Annotated in this window: 8 protein-coding genes; 3 read left to right on the forward strand and 5 right to left on the reverse strand. The window is 72.7% G+C overall.

The genetic code is table 11. The features are described 5' to 3' along the window. Positions 1–11 precede the first annotated feature (11 nt). The 4 genes from AB5G72_RS09635 to ftsY form a co-directional block, all read right to left on the reverse strand. A complete protein-coding gene (locus AB5G72_RS09635; protein WP_440219753.1) occupies positions 12–2,387 on the reverse strand; it encodes a [protein-PII] uridylyltransferase in 2,376 nt (791 codons plus the stop codon). Between the two features lie 193 nt (positions 2,388–2,580). After that, positions 2,581–2,919, reverse strand: coding sequence for a P-II family nitrogen regulator (locus AB5G72_RS09640; RefSeq protein ID WP_440219754.1), 339 nt, complete (start codon positions 2,917–2,919; stop codon positions 2,581–2,583). 28 nt (positions 2,920–2,947) lie between these two features. Beyond that, the gene (locus tag AB5G72_RS09645; protein WP_067717988.1) at positions 2,948–4,243 is read right to left on the reverse strand and encodes an ammonium transporter; all 1,296 of its coding nucleotides are present in this window, start codon (positions 4,241–4,243) and stop codon (positions 2,948–2,950) included. A gap of 256 nt (positions 4,244–4,499) precedes the next feature. Then, positions 4,500–5,981, reverse strand: coding sequence for a signal recognition particle-docking protein FtsY (gene ftsY / locus AB5G72_RS09650; RefSeq protein WP_096907220.1), 1,482 nt, complete (start codon positions 5,979–5,981; stop codon positions 4,500–4,502). Between the two features lie 194 nt (positions 5,982–6,175). Here ftsY and AB5G72_RS09655 point away from each other — a divergent pair, with 194 nt between their 5' ends. The 3 genes from AB5G72_RS09655 to AB5G72_RS09665 are packed head-to-tail and all read left to right on the forward strand — an operon-like array spanning position 6,176 to position 9,524. Continuing rightward, positions 6,176–6,811, forward strand: a complete 636-nt coding sequence (locus AB5G72_RS09655; protein WP_082923992.1) for a succinate dehydrogenase cytochrome b subunit — start codon at positions 6,176–6,178, stop codon at positions 6,809–6,811. Beyond that, positions 6,808–8,784: a fumarate reductase/succinate dehydrogenase flavoprotein subunit gene (locus tag AB5G72_RS09660; RefSeq protein ID WP_440219755.1), complete on the forward strand. Its 1,977-nt coding sequence runs from the start codon at positions 6,808–6,810 to the stop codon at positions 8,782–8,784. Before AB5G72_RS09655 ends, AB5G72_RS09660 begins: the two co-directional genes overlap by 4 nt. Further along, complete coding sequence (locus AB5G72_RS09665) at positions 8,781–9,524, forward strand: succinate dehydrogenase/fumarate reductase iron-sulfur subunit (RefSeq protein ID WP_120283504.1); 744 nt, start codon at positions 8,781–8,783, stop codon at positions 9,522–9,524. The genes AB5G72_RS09660 and AB5G72_RS09665 overlap by 4 nt, the downstream gene beginning before the upstream one ends. A 3-nt stretch (positions 9,525–9,527) precedes the next feature. On the opposite strand, the gene smc is transcribed toward AB5G72_RS09665, so the two are convergent. Beyond that, positions 9,528–13,091 (reverse strand): chromosome segregation protein SMC, encoded by a 3,564-nt coding sequence (gene smc / locus AB5G72_RS09670; protein ID WP_440219756.1) that lies wholly within the window; start codon positions 13,089–13,091, stop codon positions 9,528–9,530. Positions 13,092–13,102 lie beyond the last annotated feature (11 nt).

Below are 13,102 nucleotides of genomic sequence, written 5' to 3' on the forward strand. Positions count from 1 at the left end.
GCGACGACTGATCACAGGGTATCGGCATGCGCCACGGCGGGCGTCGTGGGATCACGTCGTGGCAGCAACGCCTCCACCTGACCCGCCGTACTCAACACCGCTCCGGGGCCGGAGAGCGCGAACACGTCCTCCACGGCCGCTCCCCTGGTGCGCACCACCACCCAGTCGATGCGGGCGCCGGCCTCGATGATCGCGGCCACGACCCGTGCGAACAGGCCGGGCCGGTCCTCCGACCGCACCTCCATCAGCACGCCGTCGGCGTCGGTCCGGTGCGAGATCAGGACGGAGGATCTGGCCTGCGGGGGTCCGATCGCCAGCGCCGCCCCCCGGGACAGCGCGGCGCGAAGCGGCCCGGGGAGCCCGGAGTCGATCGAGCGGCGCAGATCCTGCCGGAGTACGCGTCCGTCCACCGGGTCTCCGAAGCGGGTGGAGACCGTCATCCTCGCGCGCATCCCGCCCGGGGGACGCAGGTCGATCTCCGCGTCCACGATCTCCAGCCTGTGGGCGGCCAGGACCTCCGCGGTCACCGCGAGCGAGCGGCCCCCGCCGGGGACGACGAGAGTGACCTCGTGTGTGGTGCCGGTGTCCGCCGCCCGGAGGTCCACCACGACGTCCGGCGGACCGTGCCGCCGAGAGGCGTTCACAGTCGGCGCCTGCACCGCGGCGGGACGGGGGCCGAGCGCCTTGCCGCAGGCCGCCACGAGCGCGGCGTGGGCCCCGGCACGGCCTGTGGTCCAGACCGTCGGCCCGGTCGCGAGCGAGTCCGCCTCGGTGAGCGCGGCCAACACGTCGAGGGAGACGGCGTCCCGGTCCAGCGCGGTGAGCACGGCCTCGGCGGTGGCGGGGTCGGCGGGGTCGCGTCTCGCGGCGGTCGCGGAAAGCAGCAGATGATGCCTCACGATGCGCGTGAGGGTCTCGGTGTCGCGGCCCCCGAGGCCCATCCGCGCGCAGATCGGGCGGATCATGTCCGCCCCGTTCTCGCTGTGGTCGCCGTCCCGGCTCTTCCCGAGGTCGTGCAGGAGCGCCGCGAGCAGCAGGAGGTCCGCGCGTGCGACGGAGGTGGTGAGTCGGGACGCCTCCACGGCCGTCTGCACCAGGTGCCTGTCGACCGTGTAGATGTGCGCCCGGTCGCGGGCGGGCAGATCCCGCACCCCCGCCCATTCCGGTAGCAGCCGTTCCCACAACCCGCACCGGTCGAGCGCCTCGTGCACGGGGATCTGCGCCTCACCCGAGCCCAGGAGCACGAGCAGGTCCGACAGGGCCTCCGCCGGCCACTGACCGTCCGGGACGGGGCAGCGTTCGGCGAGGACACCGAGGGTGGAGGTCGCGATCGGCAGCCCGAACCGGGCCGCGGCCGCGGCCACCCGCAGCGCCAGCCAGGGGTCGTCGGCCACGCGGGCCGCGCGGGCGAGCGTCACCTCCCCCGCATGTTCCACCACCCCGTCGTCGAGGGGCCGACGGACAGGCGACCTCCGCAGCAGGCCGGTCAGTCCCCGGGAGGACAGCGCCGCGCACGAGCCACGGATCGCCTGGTCCGCGGTGAACGCGATCGTCCGGGAGGCGTCACTCAGCGCCCGGGCGAGATCGAACCGGTCCCCCAGGCCCAGCGCCTCGCCGACCTCGTCCCCGTACTCGGCGTGCAGCACCTCGCGGGGGCGTCCGCTCACCCGGTGTAGTTCGGTCCGGGCGTCCAGCACCAGCCGGTGCGCGCGCGCCATCCCACCGGGGACCACGGGCCGACCGTCGCTGAGGTGGGCCAGGCCCAGGGCGGCGACGAGCTGCGCGTCGCGGAGCCCACCGGCCCCGTTCTTCAGGTCGGGTTCGCTGCGGTGCGCGATCACCCCGGCCCGGTGCCGCCGGGCGGCCGCCGCGTCGACGAGGTCGTCGAAGCGGGAGGCGATCTGGTCCCGCCACTGCCGGCGGGCGCCGTCCACGACGAGCGCTCCCAGATCCGCGTCGCCAGCGATCACGCGCGCGTCCAGCAGACTCAGCCCGACGGAGACGTCGGCAGCGGCCACGGCCAGGCACTGGTCGACCGTGCGGACACTGTGGTCGAGTCCGACGCCGGAATCCCACAGCGGGTACCACAGTGCGTCGGCCAGCTCGCCCACGTCACGGTCCGGCCGCCGCTCGTGGACCAGGACGAGGTCCAGATCCGAGTGTGGCAGAACCTCCCGGCGTCCCAACCCGCCGAACGCGATGAGGGCGAACCCCGACCCCGGGCCGATTCCGGCCTCGTCGGCGAGCCGTCCCAGCTCCATCTCGTAGAGTTCGCACAGGGCATCCCTCAGGGACGCGGCGGGCAGGCTCTCGCGCGGGGCGGAGAGGATCCGCTCGCGTCCCGCCCGCAGCGCCGTGGCGCGCTCGCCGTCGGCCGTGACCGCCATGGCACTCCCCTTCCCTCATCCGTCGGGTCCAGAATGTCGCCTCCGTGTCACCGCCTCGGGGCGTACAGGTTTCACCTTTGTGAACGGCTGCGCACGGTCTGCGCGGGACCGGGCGAGGGTGGCCTCCGCAGTACACGACGGCGCGCGGCCGCCCCTGTGACGGGGCGACCGCGCGTCGGGTTCTGCCCGAGGGTCAGATCGCGGACGTGCCCTCCTCACCGGTGCGGACGCGCACGATGCTCTCGACGGGGGTCAACCAGACCTTGCCGTCGCCGATCTTTCCGGTCCGGGCCGCGTCGACGATCAGTTGGACCGCGGTGCCGGCGGTCTCGTCGTCGACCACCACCTCCACCCTGATCTTGGGGACGAAGTCCACGGCGTACTCGGCGCCGCGGTAGACCTCGGTGTGGCCCTTCTGGCGTCCGTATCCCTGGACCTCGCTGATGGTGAGGCCGTGGATACCGGCCTGCTCCAGTGCTGCCTTGACGTCGTCGATCGTGAACGGTTTGACGATCGCGGTGACGAGCTTCATGTCGTGGGTTCCTTTCGAAGGGGTCGGCTCAGCGGATGAGCGCGTTGGTGGAGGCCTCGTACGCGCTCTCGGCGTGCTGGGCACCGTCGATGCCCGCCTGCTCGTCGGCCTTGTCGATCCTCCAGCCGAGCGGCCGGCAGATCGCCCAGGCGATCGCGGTCATGATCGCGGTGAACACGAGGGCGGCCACGGCGATCACGATCTGGACCACCAGGAGTCGCCAGCCGTCCGCGGAGTAGAACATTCCCGCGTCCGTTCCGAAGGTGCCGGTGGCGAACAGGCCAATGGCGATGGTGCCCCAGAGTCCTGCGACCAGATGCACGCCCACCACGTCCAGGGCGTCGTCGTAGCCGAAGCGGTGCTTGAGGCCCACGGCCAGCGCGGACAGCACGCCCGCGATCGCACCGAGGGCGATCGCGCCGAGCGGGTGGACGGAACCGGCGGCGGGGGTGATGGCCACGAGGCCGGCGACCACGCCGGAGGCGGCACCGAGGCTGGTGGCGTGGCCGTCACGGATACGCTCCGCGAGGAGCCAGCCGAGCATCGCGGCGGCGGTGGCGGCGGTGGTGTTGACCCACGCCAGGCCCGCCGCACCGTTGGCACCGAACGCGGAACCGGCGTTGAACCCGAACCAGCCGAACCACAGCAGGGCGGCGCCGAGCATGACCAGCGGCAGGTTGTGCGGGCGGTAGGCCGTACGGCCGAACTCGAGCCGCTTGCCGATGAGCAGGACCAGGACGAGCGCGGCCATACCGGCGTTGATGTGCACGACGGTTCCGCCGGCGAAGTCGACGGGCGCGACGGCGGCGGTCAGCCCGCCCTCGCCGTCGTCGACGGTCCCGAAGATCATGGCCGCCAGTCCGCTGTCCGAGTGGGAGAGCAGTCCGCCGCCCCACACCATGTGGGCGAGCGGGAAGTACGCCAGGGTCACCCAGACGCCGACGAACGCCAGCCAGGTGCCGAACCGGGCGCGCTCGGCGATCGCGCCCGAGATGAGCGCGACGGTGATGATCGCGAAGGTCACCTGGAAGGCGACGTCGACGACCTGCGGGTAGGCGCCGGAGCCGGAGACCGCCCATTCGGTCGCGTCACCGATCACCCCGGAGAGCCCGAACATTTCGAAGGGGTTGGCGAACAGCCCCAGGACCGACTCGCTGCCGTAGGACATCGACCATCCCCACAGCAGGTAGATCACGCCGACCACGCCCATCGCGCCGAACGACATCATCATCATGTTCAGCACGGACTTCTGCCGGGACATGCCGCCGTAGAAGAGCGCCAGGGCGGGCGTCATGAGCAGTACCAGGGATGCTGCGATGAGCATCCAGGCCGTGTCTCCCGTATCGATCTCCGGCGTCGCCTCCTGGGCGAGCAACGCGACACTGTCACCTATCACGGTGCGGTCCTCCTCGTCTCGTACGTGGTGAGCGACTCTTCGCTCCCCGTCGACATGAAGATTTCCTTGGTCGTGTTGCACCGGATGTGCCCTGATGTTTCGGGGTTGTAACGCGCTCGGGTCCCCTGTTCCGGTCGTGTGTCCCGGCCGCCCGGGCGCGTATCCCGGCCGCGTCGCCCGGGACCTACGTGCCGAGCAACGCGTCGACGAAGGCCTCGGGGGTGAACGGCGCGAGGTCGTCGGCCCCCTCGCCCAGTCCGACGAGCTTCACGGGCACGCCCAACTCGTGCTGGACCTGGAACACGATGCCGCCCTTGGCGGTGCCGTCGAGCTTGGTGAGCACGACACCGGTGATGTCGACGACCTCCTTGAACACGCGCGCCTGCATGAGCCCGTTCTGCCCGGTGGTGGCGTCGATCACCAACAGGACCTCGTCGACGGGGGTCTTCTTCTCCACCACCCTCTTGACCTTGCCGAGCTCGTCCATGAGCCCGGTCTTGGTGTGGAGGCGACCGGCGGTGTCCACGAGCACGGCGTCCACGCCGGTCTCGACCCCGCGGGTGACCGCGTCGAAGGCGACGGAGGCGGGATCCGCGCCCTCCTTGCCGCGGACCACCTCGGCGCCCACCCGCTCGGCCCAGGTCTGGAGCTGATCCGCGGCGGCGGCGCGGAACGTGTCCGCGGCGCCGAGGAGGATCTCGCGACCGTCGGCGACGAGGACGCGGGCGAGTTTGCCGGTGGTGGTGGTCTTGCCGGTGCCGTTGACGCCGACGACGAGGAGGACGGCCGGCGTCCCGTCGTTCGGCAGCGCACGCAGCGAGCGGTCGAGTTCGGGGTGGAGGTTGTCGATGAGGGTCTGCCGCAGCAGATCGCGCACCTCGGCCTCGGTGCGGACCTGTCGGGTGGCGATCTCCGCCCGCAGGCGGTCCACGACGAGCTCGGTGGTGGCCGAACCGAGGTCGGCCATGATCAGCGTGTCCTCGATCTCCTCCCAGGCGTCCTCGTCGAGATCGCCGGCGCCGAGGAGACCCAGCAGCCCCTGGCCCACGGTGTTCTGCGACCGCGCGAGGCGGCCCCGCAGGCGGTCGAGGCGGCCGGCGGCCGGGTCGATGCGCTCGACCGGGGCGACCGGCTCCGGGGTCCCGGTGACCGTCTCCGGGGGCGCCGGGATCTCCTCGTCGGGCACCTCGGGGGGGACCACGACGGGTTCGACCGGGGCGGGCTCGACGACCTCGGTGGCCTCGGTCGGGCCGGGATCGACGTCCGGCTCGGGCGCGGGGACGGCAGTCTCGGGCGCGGTATCCGGCGCGGTCGCGGGTTCGGCGGCGGGTTCGGCGGCGGGGGCCGCCCCCGTCGCAGGAGACGACGGCGCGGGGGGCCGTGGGGCCGGTGTCGCCGGCGGCAGGTCCTCCCGCGGCGTCGGGTCACGGCGCACCGGCTCCCTGGGCGGGGCCGCCGTGGCGCCGCCCCCTCCCTGGGCGAACGAGAACCCCGTCCCGGCCTGATAGTTGCCGGAGCGCTCCTCGCGGGTGAGCTCCTTGCGCTCGGCGGCCCTGGTGAGGGAGATCTGCCGCTTCTTGCGCAGCTGCAGACCCACGACGAGGGCGATGATGGCCAGCAGCAGCACCGCGGCGACGGCGATGATGATCCAGGTGGTGGTAGTCACGGTGCCCAGTATGGCCGACCGCACCCGTCGTCATCTCGGTCCCGGGGGGCTGTGGCGGACCTAGACTGGCGCCTGTCGTCGTCCGGGGAGGAGCCCACGTGGTCGAGCTCGCCGCCCAGCCAGGGGGTACGTCCGTACGCCGGCGCCCCCTCCGCCGGGCCCCGGCCCCGCCCACCTGGCTCGCCAAGACCATCATGGCGGTGACGGGGTTGCTCTTCACCGCCTTCGTGGTGGTGCACATGGTCGGCAATCTCAAAGTGTTCGGCGGGGCCACGGGTTTCGACGCCTACGCCGCGTGGCTGCGGACGTTGCTGTACCCCCTCGTCCCCCACGAGGGCGTCCTGTGGGCGTTGCGCGTCGTGCTGGTCCTGGGCCTGGTGGCGCACGTCTGGTGCGCGGTCGTGCTGGTGCGGCGCTCCCACGCGTCCGCGGGCCCGCACCGTCGGCGGACAGGCCTGACGGCCGGCTCGTTCGGCGCCCGCTCGATGCTGCTCACCGGCGTGGTGCTGCTGCTCTTCGTCGTCTTCCACGTCCTCGACATGACCACGGGCACCGCCCCCGCGGCGTCGGAGGCGTTCGAGCCCGGCACGGCGTACGCCAATCTGGTCGCCAGCTTCTCGCGGCCCTGGGTCGCGGCCTTCTACGGCATCACCATGGTGCTGCTGGCCCTGCACGTCGCCCACGGGGTCCGCACCGCCGCCGGCGACCTCGGGGTGACCGGCGCCCGGAGCCGGGCGGTGATCACGACCGTGGGCGGGATCGCCGCGGTGGCCGTGCTGCTGGGCAACGCCGCTATCCCGATCGCGGTCCAGGCCGGGTGGTTGACGTGACCTTCACCCCGCCCCCCGTCCTCGTGCCCGACGCACGACAGGGACACGTGCTGAGCTCCGGCACACCCGGGGGCGACCCGGCCTCCGCTTGGGCGAGGCGTCGCGACGCCTACCGCCTGGTCGCGCCGGCCAACCGCCGCCACCTCCACGTGGTGGTGATCGGCACGGGCCTGGCCGGGGCCGGCACGGCGGCCGCCCTCGGCGAACTCGGCTACCGGGTCACCGCGTTCACCTACCACGACGCCGCCCGGCGCGCGCATTCCGTGGCCGCCCAGGGCGGGATCAACGCCGCCCGCGGCCGCCGGGTGGACGGAGACTCCGTGGCCAGGTTCGTCGCCGACACCGTCTCGGGCGGGGACTTCCGTGGGCGGGAGGCCGAGGCGTTCCGGCTGGGCGAGGAATCCGCGCGGGTGATCGATCACTTCTCCGCCATCGGGACCCCCTTCGCACGCGAGTACGGCGGCGTCCTGTCGACCCGGTCCTTCGGCGGCGTGCAGGTCTCGCGCACGTACTACTCCCGCGGTCAGACCGGCCAACAACTCCAGCTCGCGGGCGTCTCGGCCCTGCAGCGGCAGATCCGTGCCGGCGCCGTCACGCTGCACACCCGCCACGAGATGCTCGACCTCGTCGTCGACGATTCGGGGTGCCACGGTGTGGTGGTCCGTGACCTGGTGTCCGGCCACATCCGGGCCGAGACCGCGCACGCGGTCGTCCTCGCGACCGGTGGCTACGGGACCGTCTTCCACGACTCCACGCTCGCGATCCACTCCAACGCCTCGGCGGTGTGGCGCGCGCACCAGCGGGGGGCCCTGTTCGCCTCACCGTCGTTCGTGCAGTTCCACCCCACCGCGCTGCCCAAGGACAACGACTGGCAGGCCAAGACGATCCTCATGAGCGAATCGTTGCGCAACGACGGCCGCGTCTGGGTCCCGCTCCACGACGGCGACGACCGGCCGCCCGGGGAGATCCCGGACGCCGACCGCGACTTCTTTCTCGAGCGCCGATATCCCGCCTTCGGCAACCTCGTGCCCCGCGACGTGGCCTCCCGGGCGATCACCTCCGAGATCCGTGCCGGGCGAGGGGTGGGGCCACGCCGCAACTCCGTCTACCTGGACTTCCGTGACGCCCTGTCCCGCGACGGGCGCCGGACGATCACCGAGCGCTACGGCAACCTGTTCGAGATGTACGCCCACGCCACCGGCGAGGACCCGTACGCCGTACCCATGCGCATCGCGCCGACGTGCCACTTCACGATGGGCGGGCTGTGGAGCGACTTCGACCTGCAGACGTCGATCCCCGGCCTGTTCGTCGGCGGCGAATGCGGCTGGGCGTATCACGGCGCGAACCGACTCGGTGCGAATTCCCTGCTCAGCGCGAGCGTCGACGGGTGGTTCACCCTTCCGTACTCGGTGCCGGCGCACCTGGCCACCCGCCTCGGGGACGACCTGCCGGGCGACGACGACGAGGTGGTCGTGGCCGCCGTGGCCCGCGCCCGGACGCGGGTGCGGAACCTGCTCGCGGTGGGCGGCTCGACCGGGCCCGAACACTTCCACCGTGAGCTCGGCGAGATCCTCTACTCGGGCTGCGGCGTCACACGAACGGCCGACGGCCTGACCCGGGCGCTCGAGCGCATCCGTGACCTGCGGACCCGGTTCTGGACCGACCTGCGGGTCACGGGCGCAGGCGGTCACCTCAACCAGGTGCTCGAACTGGCCGGGCGGGTCGCCGACTTCCTCGAACTGGCGGAACTGATGTGCGTGGATGCGCTGGACCGGGACGAGTCGTGCGGCGCCCACTTCCGCGACGAGCACCAGACGCCCGACGGCGAGGCCCGGCGGGACGACCGTCGGTGGGCCTTCGCCTCCGCCTGGGCCTCCGAGGGCGATGACCGTGGCGGGCCCCGGTCCTTTACCCGCCACGCCGAACCGCTGGAGTTCTCGGCGGTCGCCCCCACCGCGAGGGATTACCGATGAGGCTCACCCTGCGAATCTGGCGACAGTCCGGGCCCGACATGGCCGGGCGGTACGAGGAGTTCGAGGTCCACGACGCCCGGCCGGAGATGAGTGTCCTGGAGTTGCTCGACGTCCTCAACGCCGACCTGGTGGACGCGGGCGTCGAACCGGTGGCGTTCGACTCCGACTGCCGTGAGGGGATCTGCGGGGCCTGCGGAGTCACCGTCGACGGACGCCCCCACGGTCCCGCGGAGAACACCCCGTCGTGTCACCAGCGGCTGACCCCCTACGCCGACGGGGACATCCTGCGCATCGAACCCCTTCGCGCCGCCGTGTTCCCTGTCATCCGCGATCTGGTGGTGGACCGCTCCGCTCTGGACGGGGTCGTCGAGTCCGCGGCCCATGTGGGAATCCCGGCCGGCGCCGCCCCGGACGCGGACTCGACCCTCCAGGGTCACGACACGGCGGAGACCGCGCTGGACTTCGCGGCGTGCATCGGGTGCGGGGCGTGTGTGGCGGCCTGCCCCAACGGCTCGGCCAACCTGTTCGTGGGGGCCAAACTCGGGCACCTCGCCCTCATGCCCGTCGCGGGCGCCGACCGCGCGACCCGCGCCCGCGAGATGGTCAGCGCCGCCGACGAGGAATTCGGACCCTGCTCGCTCTACGGGGAGTGCTCGCGGGTGTGCCCGGCGGGGATCCCGCTGCGGGCGATCGGCGTGGTCAACCGTGAACGGCTCCGGGCGGTCTTCCGGCGCTCGTGATCCTCAGCGCATGCGTTGGGAGATGACCTTGGAGATGCCGTCGCCCTGCATCGACACCCCGTAGAGCACGTCGGCGACGTCCATGGTGGGCTTCTGGTGGGTGATGACGATGAGCTGGCTGGTCTCCCTAAGCTGTTCGAACAGCCCGATGAGCCGCCGCAGGTTGGTGTCGTCGAGCGCCGCCTCGACCTCGTCCATGACGTAGAACGGGCTGGGGCGGGCCTTGAAGATCGCCACCAGCATGGCGACCGCGGTGAGCGACTTTTCGCCGCCGGACAGCAGCGACAACCGCTTCACCTTCTTTCCCGGTGGTCGCGCCTCCACCTCGATCCCGGTGGCGAGCATGTCCTCCGGCTCGGTGAGGATCAGTCGCCCCTCCCCTCCGGGGAAGAGCGTGGAGAAGACACCCCGGAACTCGCGCTCGACGTCGACCCACGCCTCGGTGAAGATCTGCTCGATGCGCTCGTCGACGTCGTCGATCACCCCCTCCAGGTCGGACCGGGCCTTCTTCACGTCGTCGAGCTGGGTGGACAGGAACGCGTAGCGCTCCTCCAGCGCCGCGAACTCCTCCAACGCCAGCGGGTTGACCTTGCCCAGGGTGGCCAGGTCCTTCTGCGCCGACCTGAGACGACGCTCCTGTTCGGCGCGCACGAACGGCATCGGCGGCGGCGGGGTCACGTCCTCACCACGTTCGCGAGCCGCCTCGTACTCCTGCATCTCCAATGCCGACGGCGGCAGGTCCACGTCGGGGCCGTACTCCTCGACGAGGGCCTGCGGTTCGATACCGTGACGCTCGAGCACCGCCGCCTCGAGCTCCGAGACCTTGACCTCGAGCTGCGCCCGGACGATCTCGTCGCGGTGGGCGGCGTCGCCGAGCCTCGACACCTCGGACTCGGCGGCCGCGAGATCACCACGCAGCGTGGCGACACCAGCGGTGGCCTCGGCGCGCGCGGCCGAGAGCCGGTCCCGCTCGGTTCCGGCGGCGGTGATGAGTTCGTCGAGCCGCGCGAGCAGCCGCCCGCTGAGTTCGTCGACCACGCCGGCGACCTCGGCGCCGCGGCGCCGCTGCGCCGCCGCCCTGGCGGCCCGGGCCCGGGACTCGCGCTCCGCCTGCGCGGCCCGCCGCAGGGACGCCGACTTGCCGCGGACGCCGGCGGCCCGCTCCTCGGCCGACCGGTGGGCGAGCCTGGCCTCGAGTTCCGCGGCCCGGGCCGAGGCCACCGCGGCCTGCGCGGCACCGCGCCCGTCGTCTTCGGGTGGCCGGACCTCGTCGTCGTCCCCGGCCCTGGCGAGTCGGTCGGTCAGCTCGGCGTGTTCGGCGCGCGCGGCGTCGAGCTTGTCCACCGAGATCCGGCGGGTCTGCTCCAGGCGCCGCACCTCGGCCTCGGCGCGACGCCGTCGCTTGCCGATACGGGCGAGCTCCGCGTAGATCTCCTCGATCGCGGCGTCGGACTCGCTGATGGCGGCGAGCGTCTCGGAGAACCGGTCCGCCCGCTCGGTGTCCTCGGCCGCGGCGCCGGCCAACTCGGCGCGGGTGGTCTCGATCTCGGCCCGAACGGCGTCGCGCTCGACGACCGCGGCGTCGATCGCCGACTGGATCTCCAACCCCGTCCGCCCCGACGCGGACCCGCCCACGGTCCACCCCGCACCGGCCAGCTCCCCGTCGCGGGTCACCGCGCGCACGCGGCGGTCCGCTTCGACCTGGGCGTGGGCGGCGGCGAGGTCGTCGACCACGACCACATCGACCAACAGGGCGGTCACCGCCGCCACGAGGTCCTCCGGGACGTCCACCACGTCCAGCGCCCAGCGTGCCCCGCCGACCAGGTCGACCTCCAGGCGGTAGTCGCCACCCGGCGCCCCGGCGCCCACGAGACCGGCCCGGCCCGCGTCGGCCTCGCGCAACGCCGCAAGTACCTGGCGCCGGTCCACGGAGGTGTCCACGACCACCGCGTCGACGGCCGGCCCGAGGGCGACCCCCACGGCGCGTTCCCACCCGTCGCGGACGCCGAGCATCTCCCCCACCGTCCCGGCGACGGCGTCGGCCCCGAGGTGCCGCAGGACCCACTCGGCGCCGTCCCCGGCGCCCTTGTTCTGCTCGAGAGTCTCGATCCGGGCGGCCAGCCGCGCGATCCGCTGGTCGGCCTCCCGCTCGATCCCCTGCAACTCCGCCAGCCGGGCCCGTGCCGCCAGGTGGGCGCGCTCGGCCCGCCCCAGGTGTTCGTCGAGGGTCCGCTCGCTCTGCTCGTGCGCCCCCACCCTGGCGTGGACGGCGTCGAACTCGGCCTCGGCGTCGACCACGGCGGTGCGCGCGACCTCCGCCTCGGCGTCCACGCGCGCGATCTCCGCCTGGGTGGACTCCACTCTCGCGGCGAGGGTCTCGACCTTGCCCGCGAGCCTGGCCACGCCCTCCCGGCGGTCCGCGATCGCCCGGACGGCCTTGAGATGCTCGGCCTCGAGCGCGGCGAGCGTCGACTCGGCCCGTCCGAGCGCCTCCGTCGCGAGACGGGCCTTCTCGGCGGCGGCGTCGACCTGGGCGGCGAGTTCCTCCTCGTGCGCGGCGGCCCGCTCGGCCTGGCGCTCGAGCTCGTCCGGGTCGGTGCCGTGGTGCACGGCGACCTCGGCGGCCAGCGACCGCGCGCGGTCGGCGGCGATCCGGGCGGTGGCGCGGGCCCGCTCCGCCAACGTCGACAAGGCGAACCACCGCTGCTGCGCGGCGTCGGCGTCCGGGGTCAGCCGATCGAGCTCGGCCTGGGTGTCTGCGACGGCCCGCACCAGCTCGTCCCTGCGGTCGACCGCCTGCGCGACCTGGTCCGCCAACCGGGAGCGAACACTCTCGGCATCCGCGAGCTCGCGTCGACGGGTGACCAGGTCGTCGGCGGCGAGGCGGAACGTGGCGTCGCGCAGGTCCGCCTGGATGGTCTGCGCCCGGCGCGCGACCTCGGCCTGCCGCCCCAGCGGCTTGAGCTGGCGCCGCAGTTCGGTGGTGAGATCGTTCAACCGGTCCAGGTTGCCCTGCATCCCGGCGAGCTTGCGCTGGGCCTTCTCCTTGCGGCGCCGGTGCTTGAGGATGCCGGCGGCCTCCTCGATGAACGCCCGGCGCTCCTCCGGCTTGGACTCGAGGATCTCGGCGAGCTTGCCCTGGCCGACGATGACGTGCATCTCGCGGCCTATCCCTGAGTCCGACAACAGTTCCTGCACGTCCATGAGTCGGGCGCGGTCGCCGTTGATCTCGTACTCCGCGGCGCCGTCGCGGAACATCCGGCGGGTGATCGACACCTCGGCGTAGTCGATCGGCAGCACGCCGTCGGAGTTGTCCAGGGTGAGGGTGACCTCGGCGCGGCCGAGCGGCTGCTTTCCCGTGGTCCCCGCGAAGATGACGTCCTGCATCTTGCCGCCGCGCAGCGATTTGGCACTGTGCTCGCCCATGACCCAGGTCAGGGCGTCGACGACGTTGGACTTTCCCGACCCGTTGGGCCCCACCACGCAGCAGATTCCGGGCTCGAATCTCAGGGTCGTCGGCGCCGCGAAGGACTTGAAGCCCTTGAGCGTCAGCGACTTGAGATACACGGTTGTCGATC

The organism is Dietzia sp. MNB45 (assembly GCF_051994785.1).
Taxonomy (GTDB): domain Bacteria; phylum Actinomycetota; class Actinomycetes; order Mycobacteriales; family Mycobacteriaceae; genus Dietzia; species Dietzia kunjamensis.